This is a genomic window from Streptomyces sp. f51 (genome assembly GCF_037940415.1).
Lineage (GTDB): Bacteria > Actinomycetota > Actinomycetes > Streptomycetales > Streptomycetaceae > Streptomyces.
The window spans coordinates 7,444,927-7,464,856 of the sequence record NZ_CP149798.1; the positions used below are offsets into that span (position 1 = coordinate 7,444,927).

The 19,930-nt window shown below is 71.0% G+C and carries 18 protein-coding genes and 1 tRNA gene; 9 read left to right on the forward strand and 10 right to left on the reverse strand.

The genetic code is table 11. The features are described 5' to 3' along the window. Positions 1-28 precede the first annotated feature (28 nt). Positions 29-658, forward strand: coding sequence for a DUF1775 domain-containing protein (locus WJM95_RS32345; RefSeq protein WP_339134205.1), 630 nt, complete (start codon positions 29-31; stop codon positions 656-658). Between the two features lie 128 nt (positions 659-786). Continuing rightward, on the forward strand, positions 787-1,719 hold the full coding sequence (hemC, locus tag WJM95_RS32350; protein WP_339134207.1) for a hydroxymethylbilane synthase: 933 nt from the start codon (positions 787-789) through the stop codon (positions 1,717-1,719). A 72-nt stretch (positions 1,720-1,791) separates the two neighbouring features. Here hemC and WJM95_RS32355 read toward each other — a convergent pair whose 3' ends face one another. Then, the gene (locus WJM95_RS32355) at positions 1,792-3,459 is read right to left on the reverse strand and encodes a beta-1,3-glucanase family protein (protein WP_339134209.1); all 1,668 of its coding nucleotides are present in this window, start codon (positions 3,457-3,459) and stop codon (positions 1,792-1,794) included. 271 nt (positions 3,460-3,730) lie between these two features. On the opposite strand from WJM95_RS32355, the gene WJM95_RS32360 reads away from it, so the two are divergent. After that, positions 3,731-3,804 (forward strand) — tRNA-Met (locus WJM95_RS32360). Here WJM95_RS32360 and WJM95_RS32365 read toward each other — a convergent pair. From WJM95_RS32365 to WJM95_RS32375, 3 genes are all read right to left on the reverse strand, one after another. Beyond that, positions 3,761-4,957 carry an LLM class flavin-dependent oxidoreductase gene (locus WJM95_RS32365; RefSeq protein ID WP_339135994.1) on the reverse strand — a complete coding sequence of 399 codons (1,197 nt, stop codon included), beginning with the start codon at positions 4,955-4,957 and terminating at the stop codon, positions 3,761-3,763. The two genes, WJM95_RS32360 and WJM95_RS32365, sit on opposite strands and share 44 nt — an antisense overlap. Before the next feature lie 110 nt (positions 4,958-5,067). Beyond that, positions 5,068-5,892 carry a DUF1684 domain-containing protein gene (locus WJM95_RS32370; RefSeq protein ID WP_339134211.1) on the reverse strand — a complete coding sequence of 275 codons (825 nt, stop codon included), beginning with the start codon at positions 5,890-5,892 and terminating at the stop codon, positions 5,068-5,070. 183 nt (positions 5,893-6,075) lie between these two features. Beyond that, positions 6,076-6,999 carry an LLM class F420-dependent oxidoreductase gene (locus WJM95_RS32375; RefSeq protein ID WP_339134213.1) on the reverse strand — a complete coding sequence of 308 codons (924 nt, stop codon included), beginning with the start codon at positions 6,997-6,999 and terminating at the stop codon, positions 6,076-6,078. A gap of 292 nt (positions 7,000-7,291) precedes the next feature. Between WJM95_RS32375 and WJM95_RS32380 the strand changes: the two genes are divergently transcribed. After that, entirely contained in the window at positions 7,292-7,801 is a 510-nt protein-coding gene (locus WJM95_RS32380; protein ID WP_339134215.1) for a DUF2231 domain-containing protein, read from the forward strand. A gap of 54 nt (positions 7,802-7,855) precedes the next feature. Here the strand turns inward: WJM95_RS32380 and WJM95_RS32385 are convergent, their stop codons facing one another. The 3 genes from WJM95_RS32385 to WJM95_RS32395 all read right to left on the reverse strand — a co-directional run bounded on the left by WJM95_RS32385 (position 7,856) and on the right by WJM95_RS32395 (position 10,902). Further along, positions 7,856-9,004: a homoserine O-acetyltransferase gene (locus WJM95_RS32385; protein WP_339134217.1), complete on the reverse strand. Its 1,149-nt coding sequence runs from the start codon at positions 9,002-9,004 to the stop codon at positions 7,856-7,858. Positions 9,005-9,012: 8 nt separating this feature from the next. Beyond that, entirely contained in the window at positions 9,013-10,374 is a 1,362-nt protein-coding gene (locus WJM95_RS32390; protein ID WP_339134219.1) for a bifunctional o-acetylhomoserine/o-acetylserine sulfhydrylase, read from the reverse strand. A 246-nt stretch (positions 10,375-10,620) separates the two neighbouring features. After that, on the reverse strand, positions 10,621-10,902 hold the full coding sequence (locus tag WJM95_RS32395) for a hypothetical protein (RefSeq protein WP_339134221.1): 282 nt from the start codon (positions 10,900-10,902) through the stop codon (positions 10,621-10,623). Between the two features lie 503 nt (positions 10,903-11,405). Here WJM95_RS32395 and WJM95_RS32400 point away from each other — a divergent pair. The 5 genes from WJM95_RS32400 to WJM95_RS32420 are packed head-to-tail and all read left to right on the forward strand — an operon-like array spanning position 11,406 to position 16,964. After that, on the forward strand, positions 11,406-12,296 hold the full coding sequence (locus tag WJM95_RS32400; RefSeq protein WP_339134223.1) for an ABC transporter permease: 891 nt from the start codon (positions 11,406-11,408) through the stop codon (positions 12,294-12,296). Continuing rightward, on the forward strand, positions 12,293-13,024 hold the full coding sequence (locus WJM95_RS32405) for an ABC transporter ATP-binding protein (RefSeq protein WP_339134225.1): 732 nt from the start codon (positions 12,293-12,295) through the stop codon (positions 13,022-13,024). Before WJM95_RS32400 ends, WJM95_RS32405 begins: the two co-directional genes overlap by 4 nt. Before the next feature lie 44 nt (positions 13,025-13,068). Beyond that, a complete protein-coding gene (locus WJM95_RS32410) occupies positions 13,069-14,121 on the forward strand; it encodes an ABC transporter substrate-binding protein (RefSeq protein ID WP_339134227.1) in 1,053 nt (350 codons plus the stop codon). A 44-nt stretch (positions 14,122-14,165) separates the two neighbouring features. Beyond that, the gene (locus WJM95_RS32415) at positions 14,166-15,521 is read left to right on the forward strand and encodes an LLM class flavin-dependent oxidoreductase (protein ID WP_339134230.1); all 1,356 of its coding nucleotides are present in this window, start codon (positions 14,166-14,168) and stop codon (positions 15,519-15,521) included. Positions 15,522-15,572: 51 nt separating this feature from the next. After that, positions 15,573-16,964: an MFS transporter gene (locus tag WJM95_RS32420; RefSeq protein ID WP_339134232.1), complete on the forward strand. Its 1,392-nt coding sequence runs from the start codon at positions 15,573-15,575 to the stop codon at positions 16,962-16,964. On the opposite strand, the gene WJM95_RS32425 is transcribed toward WJM95_RS32420, so the two are convergent. From WJM95_RS32425 to WJM95_RS32435, 3 genes are all read right to left on the reverse strand, one after another. Then, the gene (locus tag WJM95_RS32425) at positions 16,936-18,027 is read right to left on the reverse strand and encodes an AAA family ATPase (RefSeq protein ID WP_339134234.1); all 1,092 of its coding nucleotides are present in this window, start codon (positions 18,025-18,027) and stop codon (positions 16,936-16,938) included. The two genes, WJM95_RS32420 and WJM95_RS32425, sit on opposite strands and share 29 nt — an antisense overlap. Continuing rightward, positions 18,024-18,632 carry a nicotinamide riboside transporter PnuC gene (gene pnuC, locus WJM95_RS32430; RefSeq protein WP_339134236.1) on the reverse strand — a complete coding sequence of 203 codons (609 nt, stop codon included), beginning with the start codon at positions 18,630-18,632 and terminating at the stop codon, positions 18,024-18,026. The genes WJM95_RS32425 and pnuC overlap by 4 nt, the downstream gene beginning before the upstream one ends. 635 nt (positions 18,633-19,267) lie before the next feature. Beyond that, entirely contained in the window at positions 19,268-19,903 is a 636-nt protein-coding gene (locus WJM95_RS32435) for a TetR family transcriptional regulator (protein ID WP_339134238.1), read from the reverse strand. Positions 19,904-19,930: the final 27 nt, after the last annotated feature.

A 19,930-nucleotide genomic window follows, 5' to 3' on the forward strand; every position in this document is an offset into this window, starting at 1 on the left:
CCCCGGGGCGCCCGAGAGGAACCGACCCATGAACCTCCTTCCCCCCGCCCGGACCGCCGTGGCCCTCGTCACCGCGGCACTGCTGCTGGTTATGGCGGCCCCGGCCTGGGCCCATGTGCACGTGCACGCCGACCAGGAGGTGGCCCCCGGCGCGCGGAATGTGGAGATGACGTTCCATGTGCCGAACGAGAAGGCGTCCGCGCGGACCGTCGGGGTGCGGATCGAGGCACCGCAGGGCGTGCGGGGGATGCGCGCGGAGCGGGTGGCGGGCTGGACCGTCGAGCCGGCCGGCGCGGGCGGCGAAGCCAGCACCGTCGGCTGGTCCGGCGGGGCGATCGGCGGGGAGGACGGAGCCGAGTTCGTCGTCCACATCGACCGCCTGCCCACCGGGGTGTCCGAACTGGCCTTCGTGGCGTCGCAGCGGTACGACGACGGCGAGGTCGTCACCTGGGACCAGAAGACGGTGGCGGGACAGCCCGAACCGGAGCACCCCGCACCCGTGTTGAGCCTGACGGGGACGACGGCCGCCGACTCCGTGACCGGCCTGGACGCGTCCTGGACGGCGGCCGTCGTCTGCGGGGTGCTGCTCCTCTTGGCGGCCGCGGGGATCCCGGTGGCCCGGTCCGCGGCGAGACGCCGTGGCGCCGCAGCGGGTTGAGGCGACGCCCCCTGTGTGCGGACCGTTCCCGGCCCTCTGTCCGAGGGTCGAACGCCCGTCCCGCGCACCTGAGTTGGGCCTTCGGGTTCGGTACGGGAGCCCGGCGGTGACGCACTATCGTGTACGACATGTCCGCCCCTGAGCTGATCCGTATCGTCTCCCGCGACTCGCCCATGGCCCTGGCCCAGGTGGAGCGCGTCCGCGCCGAGCTCGGCGTGCTTCATCCCGGTCTGAGGACCGAAGTGATCCCGGTCAGGACGACCGGCGACAAATGGATGGGAGACCTGTCCAAGGTCGAGGGCAAGGGGGCGTTCACCAAGGAGGTCGACGCGGCACTCGTCGCGGGGGAGGCCGACCTCGCCGTCCACTGCGTCAAGGACGTGCCCGCGGACCGGCCGCTCCCGGCCGGCACGACCTTCGCCGCGTTCCTCAAGCGGGACGACATCCGGGACGCCCTCGTCCACCCCGGCGGCCTGCTCCTGGACGAACTCCCCGCGGGTACCCGGATCGGGACCTCCTCGGTGCGCAGGGTCGCCCAACTCGCCGCCTCCCACCCGCAGCTGGAATGCGTGCCGTTCCGCGGGAACGCCAACCGCCGCCTGGACAAGCTCGCTTCGGGAGAGGTCGACGCACTGCTGCTGGCCGTCTCCGGACTGGAGCGCATCGGCCGCACCGACGTGATCACCGAGATCCTGTCGACCGAGACGATGTGCCCGCCGATCGGGGCCGGCGTCCTGGCACTCCAGTGCCGTGAGGCCGACACGTCCACGATCGACGTCGTCAGCGGTCTGAACGACGCCGCCACCTACCAGGAGGCCACGGCGGAACGCATGTTCCTGCACGTCCTCCAGGGCCACTGCAACAGCCCGATCGCCGGCTACGCCAGTGCGTCCCGAGGCGATCTGTCGCTGCGCGCCTGCGTGTTCACCCCGGACGGGAAGACCGTCCTGAACGCGCACGAATGGGCCGGGCGCCTCAGCCCGTCGGACCTCGGGGCCTCCGTGGCACTGGCCCTGCTGCGCCAGGGTGCCCGCGAGCTGATCGACGGCATCGCCCACTGACACGGAGAAAGCGGTGCAACCCCCCTGCCGGGGCGATCGCACCGCTCTCACCGTCGCTGCCGCGGATCCGGGTCAGCTGGTGAAGGTGAACCAGTTGACGTTGGTGAAGTCCGAGGTGCTGCCCGAGAACACCAGGTAGACGTCATGGACTCCGGTGGCGGAGGCGAGCATGTTCGCGGGAACGGTCTGCCAGGTCTGCCAGCCGCCGCTGTTGGCGAAACTGATCTCGGCGATCTTCGTGCCGGTGGTGCTGTCGAGCCGTACCTGGACGGCACCGCTGACACCGGCGGCCGCGCCCGACGCCAGCCGGGCCTTGAACTGGGCCGGAGAGCTCGAACCGAAGTCGACGGACGAGAACTTCAGCCAGTCGCCGTTCGCGATGTAGCCCACGTCGCTGCCGCCGCCGGTGTCGGAGCAGCTCTCGGTGGTGGTCCCGCTCTGCGCCGAGTAGGACTCCGCCTGGATGGTGCTGTAGGCGCTCACGTTGCCCGTGCCGCCGCCCGATCCTCCGCCCGAGCCGGTGCCGGCGCCCAGGGTGATGCTCCAGGAGGTGGGCGCGCCGTCCTGGATGTGCCCGTCGACGGGGGCGGAGCCGGTCGGGCCCACGTCGTCGTACGGGAAGGCGTAGCCGATGCTGGCGTACTTGTGGACCAGCCGGGCGTAGTGGTTCGTGACCGGGTCCGTGTAGTACTGCGAGGGTGTCACGCCGTCGGGGTTGTTGTTGCCGCCCGAGACCAGCAGGGTGCTGCGGTTGATCGCGGCGGCGAGCCGGGCGGCGATCGCCCCGCGGGCGTCTCCTCCGGAGTTGTAGAGGGGTCCGGACGCGCAGCCGAAGATGTCGACGGCGCTCGGCTTGGTGAACGGCACGCCGTTCGTGTTGAGGCCCGAGAAGACGATGGCGTTGCCCGAGACGGTGCCGGTGTAGGAACCGATGCTGCCCTGGCCGTTGATGGTCAGCGGGGTGGAGGCGTAGTGGCTCCAGACCCGGTTCAGGTAGTCGTTCCAGTAGCCGCCGAAGTCCACCGGCGAGTGCGCGGGCGCCATCACGCGCAGCACCCCACCGGAGGAGTCGGTGACCACCAGCCTGTCCCAGGGCGCTCCGTCGGATGCGTGCTGTGTCTGGAGGCCGGAGGCGATGGAGGCGAGGGCGCCGGCGGGCAGCGGACTGACCGACTGACTGCCCCCGCTGCCGGTGCTGGCCATCGAGATCGGCAGCGCGACCATGTCCACGTAGGAGATGTTCGCGTACAGGTTGGCGCTGTTGAAGGTGAACTCGCAGAACGTCCAGTTGGTGGCCCAGTTGGGGTCGGAGCTCACCAGGGCGGGCTGCACCACACCGGGCGGGGAGCCCGGGTTGACGAAGAACTGGAGTTTCTGTCCGACCGAGAACCAGACGCGGCCGCCGATGATGTAGTCGGTCAGCGTGATGGTCCTGGCGGCCGAACCGGAGGCGCCCAGCGGGATCGAGTAGTCGGCGATGGGGGTCACCGGCGACGAGGGGCTGGACAGTCGGTTCAGTGCGCCGTTCGCGGAGACGAAGACCGGCCAGCCGCTGCTGTCGGTGCCGGATATGTAGGCGTAGACGGTGTCGTGGCCGGAGTTGTTCGCCAGTTTCACGGGGAGTGAGACTCCCGCCGCCGCCGCTGTGGACGTCAGCGGCGAGACCGGTGAGAACGGGCTGAGCACGGCCGTGCCTGCGACGGCAACGGCTCCGGCCAGGAAGGAACGTCGGGAAACCACGGGGGCCCTCCCGGAGGGGGTGATGTTCCGTCAACAACGTGACGGTAGGGGGGAGTTGTTTGCTGTGGGGTTCTGTGCGGAGGTGACGCTATTGGACTGGACCAATACAGTCAAGGTTGCGGAACTGTTTCTTCCAGGTAACGGGTGCTCGTCCTTGATCGAAAACGTCGGCCCCCGCCGGCCCGCGCGAAACGCGGGGCCGACGGGGGCGCGGTGGTGCCGGAAATCCGAGTGGGGAAGCGCGGGTGGACCGTATGATCGCCGGAGGGACAGGGTTCGTAGCGCAGAGGTCGTCGCGCCTTCACCTCATGTGGGAGGACGCCGGTTCGAATCCGGCCGGCTCTGTTCCGTTCGACGCGGGGCGCCACCCGAGTTCGGGCGCGATCAGGTGCCGAGCGTCGTGCAGGATCTGCTCGTACTCCTCGCGGTGGAACTCGTAGGGCAGCTCCAGACGCAGCTCCGACACCTGGCCGAGGACCGGGTCGGCGGTCAACTGCTCCAGGATCTGTTCGGACGTGCCCACCACATCGGGGGCGAACAGGGTCCGCTTCGGGCCCTGAGGCGCCAGGGTCCGGGCGTGCCGGGCCGCCGCGTAGGCGCGGTAGCGGGCCCTTCCCGCCGCGTCCGCGCTGTCGAAGGGCACGATCACCCGCCCGAGAGCCACCCGCGGCGCACGCTCCGCGCTCAGGGGCGACAGCGCCCGGCGGTACGCGGCCAGCAGGTTCAGCTGGGCCGTGGTGAAGTCGTCCGTCCCCTCGCCGGTGACGATGTTGCCGGTCAGCAGGCCGAGGCCGCTCTCACCGGCCCAGCGGACCGAACGCAGGCTTCCCCCGCCGTACCAGATGCGCCGGGCCAGACCGGGACTGTGCGGTTGAAGACGCGGGCGCTGGACGTTGCCCGGCGAGTGGATGACCGTGTCCGGGCCGCCGAGGTGATCGCCGCGCAGATTGTCCAGGACCCGGGCGATCCTGCCGTACGACAGGTCGAAGCCGCGCCAGTCCCCGTCGTGCACGAGGTCGCCGAGCAGGTCGGCGTGCGGCATCCCCGTGCTGAAGCCGATCTGGAGCCGCCCCCGGGACAGGACGTCGGCCAGCGCCAGGTCCTCGGCGAGGCGGAAGGGGTTCTCGTAGCCGATCGGTATGACGGCGCTGCCGAGTTCGATCCGCTCGGTGCGCTGGCCCGCGGCGGCCAGGAACACGGCGGCCGAGCCGACGCCGTGTTCGAGGTGCCGCTGCCTGATCCAGGCACCGTCGAAACCCGACCGTTCACCGAACTCGAACAGCTGGAGCGTCTCCTCCAGTCCCGTGTACGGGTCGTCGTCGGCGAAGTTGCCCGGCGTGAGAAACGCGAGGGAGGTGATGGTGGGAGTGGTCATATGACGTCGGTCCTCAGCTCGTGTCGGTCGCGGCGGCGGGGAACTCGTGCACCGGAGCCCGTACGCGTCCCGCGATCCCGACAGGTCTCGCCGACGGTGGTGTTCGAACTCCCCCTCCTCCATGTCCTGTTCATCGGTCGCGGCACCTTGTCGGCGCCATGAGGCATGCGGGAGGCGGCCGCCGCGGCGGGGAGGAGATGCCACGGTCGGCCGCCGTCCAGGCCGGCGAAGGCTCAGGAGCCGCCGCGTTCGCGCGGGATCCGCTGGCCCGCCTCGATCGCCACCGGCAGCCGGTTCTCCGCCGGGGGCAGCGGGCAGGTGGCCAGGTCCGTGTAGGCGCAGGGCAGGTTCGCGGCGCGGTTGAAGTCGAGCACGACGGTGCCGTCGGCCGTGGGCGGCTCGATGGACAGGGACCGGTTCGCGGCGTAGGTGGTGACCCCGGAGGTGGCGTCGGTGAACAGCACGGTCAGCCGTCCCTGACCGTGCCCGGGGAAGGCGGTCAGCGACAGCCGGTGGCCGTCCAGCTCGAACTCGATGCTGCCCGGAGCGTCGTATACGTGCTCCAGGCCCTCGACCGCGGCCCCCACGGTGGTGGGCCGTGGCCGGTCGAAGGGGACATAGCGGCCTGTCACGGCCCAGCGCGGGTCCGGGGCGTACGCGGGCGTTCCGGTGAAGGCCGTGCGCAGCGGCGCGTCCGGGTGCCGGGGGCGCACGATGTCCTGACCGCCCCGCTTGGCGACCTCGATGACGGCGTCCTTCCAGAGCGCGTGGACGCCACCGCGCTCGGGCAGCACGCCGAAGCGGTGCTCTCCGTGCACCGGGGTCCCGTCGACGACCAGTTCCTCACCGTCGTCGAGGACGACGACGACACCCTCGGGGCCGGTGCGCCACGCGCCGGGAGCGTCGGGGAAGCGGTGCGGCCGTTCGTCGAGCCAGTGCAGTCCGGTGATCGCCAGGAATCCGTGCGGATCCGCGAGCCGGGCCTCCTGCTCGCGGTACCACTCCAGCCACTGTTCGGTGAAGGCGTGGAGGTCTGCTGTGGTCGCCTCGGTGGTCATGAACTCTCCTTCGGCAGGCGGGGGTACGGCCCTGTGCGGGGACTAGGGGATACGGCTGTACGGGAAGCGAGGTGCGGTGGTGTGGGATGCGGGATGCATGCCGGATGCGAGATGCGCGGGATCCGGGATACGGGATCAGGGAGGACGTCGGGACGAGGGGACTCTTCGGGGTCGCGGACGCTCTCACCGGGCCAGTTCGCCGAGAAGGGCCCATGTGCGCAGCCGGTCCGCCGTTCCCGCCATCGCGGTGCCCGAGAACACGACCTCGGTGGCACCGGCGTCGCGATAGCGCCGGACCTCGGCCTCGACCGCCTTCTCGTCGCCGATCACGGCCAGGTCCGCGGCGCGCCGGCCACCGGAGAGCTCGATGACCCGGGCGTACGACGGGATCTGTTCGTAGAACGCGAGGTTCTCGACGGCCCGCGCCCGTACGGTGTCCACGTCGTCCGTGACCACGCCGGGCACCAGCGCCACGATCCGGGGCGCCGGCCGTCCGGCGGCCTGCGCGGCGGAGGTCAGCGCGGGCACGATGTGTTCCGCGAGCGCGCGCGGTCCCGCGAGGTAGGGCAGGATCCCGTCCGCGAGCTCGCCGCTGACCCGCAGTGCCTGCGGGCCCATCGCCGCCACCAGCAGCGGAACGCCGGTCTCGGCGCCCGGGACGCGCGCCGGGAACGGGGTGGCTGCGGTGAGCAGTTCACCGTGGAAGTCGGCCGTGCCGGTCTCGGTCAACTGGCGCAGCGCGGTGAGGAATTCGCGCAGGCGGGCGATGGGGCGCTCGAAGGGAAGACCGAACCCGGTCTCCGTCAGCAGTTTCGTGCCGAGCGCCAGTCCGAGGTGGTAGCGGCCGTGGGTGGCCGCCTGGGCGGTCTGGGCCTGGCTGGAGACCAGCAGCGGGTGACGCCCGAAGACCGGGATGGCGGAGGTGCCGACGTGCAGGTCCGGTACCGCGCGCCCCACGAGCGCGGCGAGCTGGGGCGAGTCCGCGCCGAAGGTCTGGCCGAACCAGACGGATCGCAGACCGGCGGCCGAGGCTTCCTCGGCCAGTCGCACACTGGCGTCGACCTGGTTCCGCGCGTCGGATGCGTCGAGTGCTACACCAACAGTCATGTCCGTTGGAACGAGCGGCCGACGAGCCCGCATTCCGTTCCAGTGTGACGGCTTCATGTCAGTCGTGTGGCGCGGTAGAGGGCCCCGCCCGCGACGGCATGCCCGAATCCATCGATCGCACAATCGAGTCCGTATGGGACTATCCACGGCCCCCCGCTGTCCTGCGGGACGCCGTCGGATCGGTCCACCGGGAGCGATGGCGCGGTACTCAGAAGAAGCTGAGAGATTCCTGTGACAGGCTGGCGCGCCTGATCAACACGGGTGCGTACTCACCCCTCCCAAGGAGTTGTCGATGAGCCTGGTCAACGGCCTGCCCGCGCACGTCCTGCTGGTGCATTTCGTGGTCGTCCTCGTTCCCCTGACCGCGCTCGCACTCGTGGTCTGCGCGATATGGCCCCAGGCGGCCCGGCGCCTGGGCCTCGTGCTGCCGCTCGTCGCCCTGGCCACCCTCGTGAGCGTGCCGCTCACGACGAACGCCGGTGAATGGCTGGAGGGACACGTCGGCGACAACGCGCTGGTGCGCCGCCACGCCGAGCTCGGCGACGGTCTTCTTCCCTGGGCCGGGGGACTGTTCGTGCTGGCGGTCGCCGTGTGGTGGTGGGTGGGCCGCACCGCGGCCCCCGAGGCCCCGGACACCGCGCGCCGCCCGGGCACGTGGGTGCGGGTCGCCGCGACGGTGCTGTCGCTGGTGGTGGCCGCGGGAGCCGTCGTGGACGTCTACCGCATCGGCGACTCCGGGGCGAAGGCCGCCTGGCAGCACGGCTTCTCCAAGACCGCCTCGGGCGCGGGCGACAAGGGCTGAGGGTTTCCCGCCGGCCCATCGCGTGAGCCCCTGGAGGCGTCGGGCGGGGTGTGCCTACCCGGCGTCCTCCGAGGTGAGGAGTTCACGCACCAGCGCCGCCACCTGATCCACCTCGATGAGGAAGCCGTCGTGCCCGTACGGCGATTCGATCATCCTGAGCCCGTCGGCGGTGGGGATGCCCGCCGCCAGTTCCGCCTGCTGGGCCGGTGGATAGAGGCGATCGGAGCCGACCCCCGCGACGAGGGTACGGGCGGTCACCCGGCGCAGGGCGGCGCGTACGCCCCCACGCCCCCGGCCGATGTCATGACTGTTCATGGCCTCGGACAGCACGACATAACTGCCCGCGTCGAACCGGCGCACCAGCTTGTCGGCGTGGTGACCGAGGTAGGACTCGACCTGGTACCGGCCGCCGTGCCAGGGGTCCTCGGCGCCCTGGGGCGTACGGCCGAAGCGCGCCCGGAGTTCCGGCTCGCTGCGGTAGGTGACATGAGCGATCCGCCGGGCCAGGCCGAGTCCGGTGTGCGGAGCGCGGCCGCTGTCGTGGTACCGGCCTTCGAGCCAGTTCGGGTCGGAGCGGATGGCACGCACCTGGACGTCGGCCCAGGCGATCTGCTCGGCGCTCGCCGCGGCGGTCGTGGCGAGCAACAGGAGCGCGCCGACGCGTTCGGGACGCGACACGGCCCATTCCAGAGCCCGCATCCCGCCCATCGAACCGCCGACCACCAGCGCCCAGCGCTCGATCCCGAGCGCGTCGGCCAGCCCGGCCTCGGCCGCCACCTGGTCGCGCTGTGTCAGGAAGGGGAAGTCACCGCCCCAGCGGCCCCCGGCGGTTCGCAGCGACGAGGGTCCCGTGCTGCCCTGGCAGCCGCCGAGGACGTTCGGTGCGACGACGAACCAGCGGTCGGGGGCCAGGGCGCGTCCCGCTCCGAGGAGGCCATCCCACCAGCCCGGCGTGGGGTGCCCGGATTCGGCCGGTCCGGCGACATGGCTGTCCCCGGTGAGGGCGTGCAGCACGAGGACCGCGTTGGAGGCGTCCGGCGCGAGCCGGCCCCAGGTCTCGAACGCGAGCCGCGCACCCGGCAGTTCACCGCCCGCCTCCAGCGCGAGCGACTGTTCGCGGGCGTACCACTGACGACGCCCCGCAGGGTCCCCCTCCCGCCAGCCACCGGTGGCCGGCGGGAGAGGTTCCTGATGGGTCGTCAATACCGGGTTCAGGACGCGCCCTTGGCGGCGCGGAACCCTGCCTCCAGGTCCGCCTTGAGGTCGGCGAGGTTCTCGATGCCGACCGACAGGCGCACCAGACCGGGGGAGGTGCCGGTCGCCGCGAGCTGTTCCTCGTCGAGCTGGCTGTGGGTCGTGGACGCCGGGTGGATGATCAGGCTGCGTACGTCCCCGATGTTGGCGAGATGGCTGAACAGCTCGACCGCGTCGACGAACCGCTTGCCCGCCTCCACGCCGTCCCGCAGCTCGAAGGAGACCACGGCACCGGCGCCGCGCGGCAGGTACGTCCGGCCCGCCTCGTACCAGCGGCTGGATTCGAGGCCCGGATAGTGGACGGCGGCGACCTCGTCGCGCCCTTCAAGCCACTCGGCGAGCGCCTGGGCGTTCGCCGAGTGGCGCTCGATGCGCAGACTCAGCGTCTCCACGCCCTGGAGCAGCAGGAAGCTGGAGTGCGGCGACAGCGCGGGCCCGAGGTCGCGCAGCAGCTGGACCCGGAGCTTGACCGCGAAGGCGCCCGGGCCGAGAGCCGGCCAGTACCGCAGGCCGTGGTAGCTCGGGTCCGGCTCGGTGAAGTCCGGGAACCGCTCGGCGTGCGCGCCGAAGTCGAAGGTGCCGCCGTCGACGACCACGCCCGCGATGGTGGTCCCGTGCCCGCCCAGGAACTTGGTGGCCGAATGCACGACGATGTCCGCGCCGTGCTCAAGGGGCCGCAGAAGATACGGAGTCGGGACCGTGTTGTCCACGATCAGCGGTACCCCCTCGGCGTGCGCGACGTCCGCGACCGCCCGCACGTCCAGCACGTTGCCGCGCGGGTTGCCCAGCGTCTCCGCGAACAGCGCCTTGGTGTTCGGCCGGATCGCCGCCCGCCAGGACGCGACGTCGTCGGGGTCGTCGACGAAGGAGACCTCGATGCCCAGCTTGGGGAGCGTGTGCCGGAAGAGGTTGTACGTGCCGCCGTACAGCGACGTGCTGGAGACGATGTGGTCGCCCGCACTCGCGAGCGTCAGGATCGCGAGCGTCTCCGCGGCCTGTCCGGAGGCGAGCGCGACGGCCGCGACTCCGCCCTCCAGCGCGGCGATTCGCTGCTCGAAGACGTCCTGGGTGGGGTTGTGGATGCGCGTGTAGATGTTGCCGGGCTCGGCCAGCGAGAACAGGTCGGCCGCGTGCCGGGTGTCCCGGAACACGAACGACGTCGTCTGGTAGATCGGCGTCGCGCGGGCGCCGGTCGTCGGGTCGGGCGCGGCTCCGGCGTGGATCTGCTTGGTCTCGAAGGACCATGCCGAGGTGTCGGGTCCCGCGGGTGCTTCTTCCGGGGTGTGGCCGGCGGTGACGGAGTCGATGGGCTGGCTCATGGTGCTGCTCCTTGTACGGAGAGTGAGAACGGGAAGGCGTGAGAATTTATGGCGCCGCCGACCACCGCCGGCAGGCAGCGGCGCTCGGCGCGACGCGGACGCAAGGGGGCGAAGGCGAGGCGGCGAAGGTCACGCGGGGAGCGCGACCCGGGGAGGGCGACGCGATGAAGGAGATGCGTGGGAAGCGGTGTTCAGCGCACCGCGGTGAAGGCGAAGGACACGCTGGTCAGAAGCCCGAGCGTGACGTCAGCTCGCGGCCGGACAACCGGTGGTGGTGACACGCGCGAAATCGACGTGGCGGCGGGTCACGAGCACGGTCATGAGCCCAGGTAACCACATGGCGGCGTCGCGAACCAGCCGAACAGGCGTGTTTCGTCGGGCGTCCACGGCAAAGGGAGGGGCGTCCGGTGTCCGCCATGCAAGACCAGTTCCGAATTCCTTGACCACCGATGTGACCGTCTGCTGAACTCCCGTTCCATGAACCCGCGCGTGGACCTGACCCGGCGGCGCCACATCGATCTGGCGCACGTCGCCAGTGCGTTTTGTTGTCGCTGACCCGGTAGATCGTCCCCGGCAGCCGATGCGCTCCCTGCTGTGCCCGTCGGACGGACGCGGTGTCACATCCCTTGTGACATAACGCTGTTCATGTTCCGCGGGATCATCGCGTCCGCATTCCGAGCCGCCGCGACCTCACCTCTCCACCGCTGACGCGGGCAGACGCCTCCGTGGCGGGACCCGCCCACGCGGGGAGGTCGTACGAGTGGTCGGGCGCTGTCGCCGTACGGGCCTCCCGCGTGACTGTCGCCGTCTGCGCTCCTCGTGAGCGTCGGTCGCGCGTGCCTGTGGCGTGAGGGTCGGCCCGGCGTTCCTGTGGCGTGCGCGTCGGCCGTGAGCGCCCTCGGCGAGACGACGCTGCCCGTTCGTCCCCGGCACCGGCCCGGACCTTGTACGCGCCCGTGGGCCCATCCCTCGTAGCCGCTCCGTCCCTCACCACCCGGTAGTAACTCCACCTCTCCCAGAAGGACTTCCCCATGACCCTGTCCCTCCACAAACCAACCGCCCGCGCCGGCCCCCCGGCCGACCGCGTCGCCGAGCGGGAACGCGAGGTGTTCCAGCCACGAGGCGCGCGCCGCCGGACCCCACTCGGCGCACTGCGTGAGCGGCTGCGCTGGCCCCTGGGCATCTACACGACCCCGGTCGCGATCCTCGTCGCCTGGGAGGTGCTCGCCCGGGCCGGAGTGGTGACGAAGACCTACGCCCCAGCACCCACCTCGATCGTGCAATCCGCCGTCGATCTTTGGCGGCAGGGCGTGCTCGGGCCCGACCTGGCCATCTCGCTGCAACGGGCCGGCATCGGTCTCGCGCTCGGCCTGACGGTGGGCATCGTCGCCGGAGTGCTCGGCGGACTCCTGCGCAGCGGTGAGTACCTGTTCAACGGAGTCGTCCAGGTGCTCAACACGATCCCCCTCCTCGCGGTGCTGCCGCTGATGATCGTGTGGTTCGGCATCGACGAACTGACGAAGGTGCTGCTGATCTCCTTCGGCGCGGGCGTCCCGATGTACCTCAACCTGTTCGCCGCGATCCGCGGAGTCGACCAGCGGCTCATCGAGATGGCCCGTACGACCGGAGCGGGCACCTGGCGCCTGGTGACGCGGGTGCTCGTGCCCGGATCCCTGCCGGGCTTCCTGGTCGGCCTGCGCTTCTCCCTCGCCTACAGCGTCCTCGGTCTGGTCGCCGCGGAAACGGTCAACGCGGACAAGGGACTTGGCTTCCTCATCACCCAGGGACAGACCTACCTCCAGACCAACCAGGTCTTCGTGGGCCTGGTCATCTACTCACTCCTCGGTCTGCTGGCCGACCAGTTCGTCCGGGCTCTCGAGCGGGTGCTGCTGCGGTGGCGCCCCAGTTATGAGGCGTCATGAGCAGCACAGTCGCGACCGATCTCCGCCGGCGGACCGGCGTCGTCACCGAGCGGGTCGTCCGGCGCTTCGGTGACCGGGTGGTGCTCGACCACCTCGATCTCACCATCGACGAGGGGGAGTTGGTGATCCTGCTCGGTCCCTCGGGCTGTGGCAAGAGCACCCTCCTGCGACTGCTCGCCGGCCTTGACCGGCCGGACGGCGGACGGGTGGAGGTTCCGGCGAAGCGGGCCGTCGTCTTCCAGGCCGACCGACTGCTGCCCTGGCAGCGCGTCCTGCGCAACGTCACGCTCGGCCTGCACGGACCCGACGCCGACCAGCGGGCCCGGGACGTCCTGGCCGAGGTCGGACTCCCGGGCCGTGAGAAGGCATGGCCCAAGGAGCTCTCCGGCGGCGAGGCCCAGCGGGTGTCCCTTGCCCGAGCGCTCGTCTCGGAGCCCGAACTCGTCCTGCTCGACGAGCCGTTCGCGGCCCTCGACGCCATCACCCGGCTGCGCATGCACGACCTCGTACGGGCCCTGCGGACCAGGCACCAAGCGGCCATGCTGCTCGTCACCCACGACATCGACGAGGCGATCGCCCTGGCGGACCGCATCCTCGTGATGAGCGACGGCCGCATCGGCACCTCGCACCAGGTCGACCTCTCCGCGGCGGACCGCGAAGCCAGCGGCGCACGCGAGGAACTCCGCGCCCGGCTCCTCGACGACCTCGGCCTCGCCGGGCAGCACTGACCCCCGAACACTCACCTCCAGCACAGAGAGCACAGGACAATCCCATGCGCAACGCAATCAGCAGGCTCGTCATCGCCGTCGGTCCGTTCGCCCTCGCGGGCTCGCTCGTCGCCTGCGGATCCTCCTCGGACACCGCGGCGCCGCTGAGCAACGCCGGCAACGCGAGCAGTGCCCAGCACCCCGAGTGGAGCAAGTACACCTTCACGATCGGGGACAATGGCGGTGACGGCAGCCAGGCCCTGGCGAAACTGACCGGCGTCTTCGACAGCGCGCCCTACAAGGTGAAGTTCGCCCGGTTCACCTACGGCCCACCACTCGTGCAGGCCGCCGCGTCGGGGGACATAGACCTGGGCAGCGTCGGTGACGTACCGCCGATCACCGGCGCCGCGAAGGAGTACGGCTTCAAGATCGTCGCCGTGAACCGCTCGCTCACGCCCGACCAGGCGGTGGAGAACATCGTCGTCCCGAAGGGCTCGAAGCTGAGGACGGCAGCCGACCTCAAGGGCAAGCGGATCGCGGTACCGCAGGGCAGTTCCGCGCACGGACTGGCCCTGAACGCGCTGAAGAGCGCCGGGCTCGGCCCCAAGGACGCGAAACTGGTGTTCCTCGACCCGGCGGCCGCCGCGACCGCGTTCAACACCGGCAAGGTGGACGCCTGGTCGATCTGGAACCCGCAGTCGGCGATCGCGGTGAAGAACGGCGCACGGATCCTGGTCAAGGGCCTCCCGCCGATCGACCAGACGAGCAGCTACTACGTGGCGAGCGACTCGTCACTGAAGGACAGGACCAAGCGTGCGGCCCTCACGGACGCACTGAAGCGGCTCTCCCGCGAGTACGCCTGGGCCATCAAGCACCCCGATCAGTACGCGAAGGCGCTCGCGCAGGAGCAGGGCATCCCGCTGGAGGACGCCAAGGCGTCGCTGGCCGCCTACTCGAACCGGGTGACCCCGGTGGAGAAGTCGGACATCGAACTGGAGCAGAAGCTCGCGGACGCCTTCCTGGAGGCGGGCCAGATCACCAAGAAGGTCGACCTCTCGTCGATCACCGACAACCTGCTCCCGGCGGGTTACGACAGCTCCAAGTTGACCTTCAAGTGACCGCAGCCCCCACCCCGTACGCCACGACGCGAAGGAGACAACCCGTGACCGAGAAGCAGCGCCGGCTCCACCTGAACGCCTTCCTCATGGAAGCCGGCCACCACGAGGCGTCGTGGCGGCTCCCGCACAGCAACCCCCGGGCGGACTTCGACCTCCGGCACTGGATCGAGCTGGCACAGCTCGCCGAGAGCGCCAAGTTCGACTCGCTGTTCCTCGCGGACGGACCCGCCCTCGTCGGGACCGGTGAGTTCCGGCCGCCGGGCCAGCTCGAACCACTGACGCTGCTGACCGCCCTGTCCCAGGCGACCAGCAGGATCGGTCTCATCGCCACCGTGTCCTCGACCTACAACGAGCCCTACAACCTCGCCCGCCGACTGGCCTCCGTGGACCACGTCAGCGGCGGCCGGGCCGGCTGGAACATCGTCACCTCGGCGGGGGCGGACGAGGCCGCCAACTTCGGCCTCGACGACCGCCCCGGCCACGCCGAGCGCTACGCCCGCGCGGACGAGTTCCTGAAGGTGGCCAAGGCCCTGTGGGACAGCTGGGAGTCCGACGCCGTCGTGGTCGACCGGGCCGCGGGACGTTACGCGGACCCCGAGCGGCTGCACCGGCTCGACCACCGGGGCACGTACTTCAAGGTCGCCGGACCGCTCAACGTCGAGCGTCCGCCGCAGGGTTACCCCCTGCTCGTCCAGGCCGGCTCCTCCGAGGACGGAAAGGAATTCGCGGCCCGCCACGCCGAGGCCATCTTCACCGCCCACACGACCTACGAGCGCGCGGCCGCCTTCTACGCCGACATCAAGGCACGTACGAGCAAGGCGGGACGCGACCCGGACGGGGTGATCGTCCTTCCCGGGATCGTCCCGTACATCGGGTCGACCGAGGCCGAAGCCCGCGCACTGGCCCGGGAGTTCGACGAACTGCGTGTCCCGGAGTACGGGCTGCGCCAACTGGCCGCCGTCTTCGAGACCGAACCCTCGGCCTTCGAACTCGACTCCCCACTGCCGGACTTCATCCTCGCGAGGCCGAAGCTGGAGGGCTCACAGAGCCGTTCCGACCTGATCATCGATCTCGCGGTACGAGAGCGGCTGACGGTCCGCCAAGTCATCTCCCGGCTGGGCGGTGGCCGCGGCCACTTCGAGTTCGTCGGCACGCCCGAGCAGGTCGCGGACACGGTCATCGCCTGGTTCGAGGGCGGCGCCGCCGACGGGTTCAACATCATGGCGCCCGCCCTGCCTTCGGGCCTCGCGGCCTTCGTCGAGCACGTCCTGCCGATCCTGCGCGCCAAGGGCCTGTTCCGCGAGGAGTACGAGGGCACGACCCTGCGCGAGCACTACGGGCTGCCCGTACCGGCGAACCAGTTCCGGCCGACGGGGGACGACGGGGAGGGTGAAGGCTAGGGGCGCACAGGGCTCTTCCCAACCTTGCGCGGGTGCCCCCACAATGACGCGATGGTGTTGATCAACCGCGACTACCGGCTGCTGTGGGTCGGTCAACTCGTCTCCCAGACAGGGGACTTCGCCTTCAGCACGACACTGTCCCTGTGGATCGGCACCGTGGTGCTCGCCGGCAGGCCGTACGCGCCGGCAGCCGTGTCCGCACTCGTGGTCGTCATGGCCGTCGGCACCCTTCTGGTGGGTCCCGCGGCCGGAGTGTTCGTCGACCGGTGGGACCACCGGCGCACGATGCTGGGCGCCGACCTCGTGAGAGCGGTCCTCATCGGCTCGCTGACCGTGGTCGCGTTCTTACCCGGCGGCACGCTGTCGGACACGACGGTCCTCGTCGCCGTGTACGTCACCGTGCTGCTGTCCACCGCCGCCGCACAGTTCTTCAACCCGGCCCGGTTCGCGCTCATCAGCGAGGTGGTGGAACCGGAGCAGCGTGCCAGGGCGGCCGGCATAGGCCAGGCCACCCAGGCCATCGCCGTCATCGCGGGGCCGCCTCTGGCGGCCCCGCTGCTGTTCTCCGTCGGAGTCCGCTGGGCGCTCCTGCTGAACGCGGTCTCGTTCCTGGTGTCGCTGGCCGCCGTACGGGCGGTCCGGCCGACCCGGAAACGTCCGGTGACGGGACCCGAGGTCGGTCCGGGTCCGGCCACCGCTGTGCCACCGGGTCAGGCTCCTGCCGCCCAAGTCTCTTCGGTGCGTGCCGAGTTCCTCGACGGTCTGCGGATGGTCACGCGCAGCCGGCCGGTGACCGCCCTGGTCGTCACGATCGTCCTCGTCACCATCGGCGCCGATGCCCTGAACTCCCTGAACGTCTTCTTCGTGACCGACAACCTCGGGGCCGCGTCCCGCTGGTACGGCACGCTCGAAATGGCCCTGGGCTTCGGCCTCGTAGCCGGCGCGCTCGGAACGGCCTGGCTGGCCGGACGCCTCAGCGGCGCCCGCGTGTTCTCGACCTGCCTGATCCTCACCGGCATCGGCCTGGTGGCGTACTCGCGGCTCACCGGACTGGGCCCGGCCATCGTCGTCCTGGCCGTGACCGGCATCCCGCTGGCCGCCGTCAACGCCTCCCTCACCCCGGTGCTGCTCGACCACGTGCCGCAGTCGCACCTCGGCCGGGTGATAGCGGTGATCAACCCGGTGCAGCAACTGGCCGCCCTGGTGGGCGTGTCGGCGGCAGGCTGGCTCGCGAGCACCGTCCTGCGCGGCTTCTCCGCCGACATCGCCGGAGTACGGTTCGGGCGGATCGACACGATCCTCACGTTCTCGGGTCTGCTCGTCATCGCCGGAGGGGTCTACGCGACGGCGGCCCTGCGCTCCGCGCACCGGCCCGCACGGCAGACCCGCCGCCCCGGTGACCGGGCCGGGTCCGTCAGCGGTGCTCCGGGAGCGGGTCGGTGAACCGCCAGCCCTCGGCGAGCAGATCGTCCACCGCCGCCACGGCCGCGCGCAGCCGCTCCTCGGGACTGCCCGTGACCAGCAGGAACCGGCGGCCGGTGCGTTCCAGTTCCTCCCTGAACCGGCCGGTCATCCACGGGCGCAGGTGCGGGCCGTCGCGCAGACCGTCGTCCTCGAACGGCACGCCCTCGTGGTCGGTGAGCAGATACAGGTGGCGCGAGGTCAGGGCGGCCACGGCCGCCACCTCGGGGTTCGGTGCACCGAGGTAGCGCTCGTGCCAGATCGCGGTGGCGAAGGAGTCGGTGTCGCAGAACAGCACGGGGGAGCCACCGCGTGCCGCCCGCTGTTCGTCCGCGTCCTGGCGGCGGGCGATGACGGGGAACTCCTCGGAGGTGAACTCCACCCCGGACCAGTCGGCTTCGGGGTCGATGGCCCGTAGCGCGGCGAGCTTCTCCTCGCTGTACGCGCGCCCGTACTCGGGAACCCAGCCGGTGTCCGCCCAGATACCGCCACGCGCGCGGTAGTGGTCGGCGAGTGCCCGGGACAGCGTGGTGGTTCCGGTGGACTCGGCGCCGAGGACCACCACGCGCCGGGCCAGGGAGGCGCGCACGCCCGGGCCGAGGAACGGCCAGCAGCCCACCGGGTCCTTGCGCACGGCCGTGCCGGAGACGGGGTACAGGCGGCGATCCGGGTCCACGCTCACCTCGGCCGCGCCGAACCGGCGGGCCAGCTCGGTGCCGTAGGACTCGGAGGTGAACACGGCGTCCACCGGCTCCGGGACGGCCCCGCGGAAGACCGCCATGTGGGCGTCCCAGACGGCGGGGTCGTGCACGTCCACGGGGTGGTCGTCGACCGCTCCGACGACCTCGGCCCCCGGGTGAGCCTCGCGCATCCAGGTCACCCGGTCGGCGAGCGACACCGACTCGACGGAGGCCGCGCAGACCAGGACGGTCAGCCGCTCGCACCGCGCGAGGGCGGTGCGGACGAGATGGTGGTGACCCGCGTGCGGCGGATAGAACTTGCCGAGCACCAGGCCGTGGCGGTACCGGCGGGCGGCGGCGCTCACGCGGTCACCGCCGTGGCGGCGCGGGCGCCGGTGGTCGCGAGGGTGCGCCGCCAGCCGACGAGGCCGGTCACGCACAGGGCGAGGAAACCCACGTACAGCAGGGAGGTCAGGTACAGGCCCTTGTAGGCGTAGAGCGGGATGTAGACCAGGTCGGCGGCGATCCACAGCCACCAGGACTCCAGCAGCTTGCGGCACTGGCCGTAGGTGGCCGCCAGGGACAGGGCGGTGGTGAGCGCGTCCCAGAAGGGGACGGTGGAATCGGTGGCCCGGTCGAGCAGCAGCGTCAGGGCGCCGGTGCCCAGCACCCCCGCCGCGGCGAGCCAGGCCCACTCGGCACCTGTCGTACGACGCACCGGCAGGGCACCGGCGGCATCGGGTCCGGAGCCGTTGGCCCAGATCCACCAGCCGTAGGCGGCCAGTGCGATGAAGACAACCTGGAGACCGGCGTCGGCGTACAGGCCGGCCTGGACGAAGAGCACGATGAAGAAGACGTTGTTGGCTATGCCGACAGGCCAGTTGGCGATGTGCTGACGTGCCACCAGCCAGACGCAGAGGGCGCCGGTCGCGAAGCCGAGCGCTTCGGTCCAGCTGAGGTTCCAGTTCACGGGTGATCTCCTTTATGGTCAGCATGACTATAAACGGAGCGGTGATGGGCGACAAGGGAGTTGACCGTCCCGACGGGCCGCCGCCGGTGGCCCGTCCTCGACGTCGGTCCAGCTGGCCTCATGGTTCACGAAATGAATACAGGATCTTCACAAAGGGAAGGCCGCATGCCAAGATCATCTGCATGCGCCCGATGTCCGGGTGTCGAGAGCGGCCGCAGCGGCCGCGCCGAAGGACGTCGGCGCGGCCGCTGCGGCGTTGTTCCCCCGCGCCGCAGGTGGAGCACTGATTCCGGGCCGCCGGTCGATGCCGTGTCGCGCCGCCGCCGGGCGGTCGGTCGGCGTGCGGGTGTGCCCATCAGGCGCGCCGCCACTCCGGAGCGTGCCCGGGTCGGGTGGCCGACGACCCCTTTATTGCGACCTACTTGCAACAACGGAATGAATGCAGCAACATGATCCGTGGCGGGGTCGGCCCGTCAGTCTTCGGTGTTCGAGCGCCGTTCCGTCCGTCCGGCGCGTCCTTTCTGGAGAGTGATCGTCTTCTCACCCGGCGTCCGCCGGTCCGGCCGGCCCCGCCCAGCCTGTGCTTGAGGTGTCACGCGACGCCCTCGCGAGCCGGGGCCAGGCCCTCGGGCCGGTCAGTCCCGCTCCGGCACACCGAGGACCGCGCACACGGTCCGCGCTATGTGGAGCGGGGTCGCTCCCGGGTCCTCGGCGGGCAGCAGCATGTGGCTGACGGTGAGGCGTACGGCCATGTCGGCGGCCGCGGCACGGGCGTTCTCGTCGGCACGTGGCACGGTTTCGCCGAGCCAGAGGCGGAGCAGTCGCCGGGTGCTGGAGAAGATGGGCTCGGGTCTGCTGGTCAGGAACGGCAGCAGCGCGTCCGTGCCCCCGCGCGTGGCGGTCAGCACGGCGCCGACGAACGGATTGACGTCCGCCTGCTCCAGGGCGTGGGCCACGGCCGCCTCCAGCGCCGGGGCGGGATGGCCGCGATGAGCGTCCAGCACCGCGGCGAGGCCGACGAGGAACTCCCGCGTCTCGTACTCCACGAGGGCGGCGCCGATCCCCGCCCGGTCGCCGAACTCCTTGTAGATGGAGGGACGTGACACATCGGCGCGCAGAGCCAGGTCGGCCACCCGGACGCGGTCCCAGCCGTCCTGGGCGGCCAGCGCCCTGGCCTCGGCGATGACCCGCTCGCGCATCTCCTTGCGCCAGGCCACGCGGGGCGGATCCGGCCGTGAGTGCGGCGTCGCGGAGACGGGGCCGTCAGACATGGGCGCAGTGTGCCATGAGGGGCGAGT

Excerpts from the sequence above, each read along its gene's own strand:
- WJM95_RS32435 (WP_339134238.1), bottom strand. The coding sequence starts at position 19,903 with ATGTCTGACGGCCCCGTCTCCGCGACGCCGCACTCACGGCCGGATCCG.
- WJM95_RS32345 (WP_339134205.1), top strand. The coding sequence starts at position 29 with ATGAACCTCCTTCCCCCCGCCCGGACCGCCGTGGCCCTCGTCACCGCG.
- WJM95_RS32390 (WP_339134219.1), bottom strand. The coding sequence starts at position 10,374 with ATGAGCCAGCCCATCGACTCCGTCACCGCCGGCCACACCCCGGAAGAA.
- WJM95_RS32375 (WP_339134213.1), bottom strand. The coding sequence starts at position 6,999 with ATGACTGTTGGTGTAGCACTCGACGCATCCGACGCGCGGAACCAGGTC.
- WJM95_RS32365 (WP_339135994.1), bottom strand. The coding sequence starts at position 4,957 with ATGGAGGAGGGGGAGTTCGAACACCACCGTCGGCGAGACCTGTCGGGA.
- WJM95_RS32380 (WP_339134215.1), top strand. The coding sequence starts at position 7,292 with ATGAGCCTGGTCAACGGCCTGCCCGCGCACGTCCTGCTGGTGCATTTC.
- WJM95_RS32405 (WP_339134225.1), top strand. The coding sequence starts at position 12,293 with ATGAGCAGCACAGTCGCGACCGATCTCCGCCGGCGGACCGGCGTCGTC.
- WJM95_RS32400 (WP_339134223.1), top strand. The coding sequence starts at position 11,406 with ATGACCCTGTCCCTCCACAAACCAACCGCCCGCGCCGGCCCCCCGGCC.
- WJM95_RS32370 (WP_339134211.1), bottom strand. The coding sequence starts at position 5,892 with ATGACCACCGAGGCGACCACAGCAGACCTCCACGCCTTCACCGAACAG.
- WJM95_RS32420 (WP_339134232.1), top strand. The coding sequence starts at position 15,573 with ATGGTGTTGATCAACCGCGACTACCGGCTGCTGTGGGTCGGTCAACTC.
- hemC (WP_339134207.1), top strand. The coding sequence starts at position 787 with ATGTCCGCCCCTGAGCTGATCCGTATCGTCTCCCGCGACTCGCCCATG.
- WJM95_RS32410 (WP_339134227.1), top strand. The coding sequence starts at position 13,069 with ATGCGCAACGCAATCAGCAGGCTCGTCATCGCCGTCGGTCCGTTCGCC.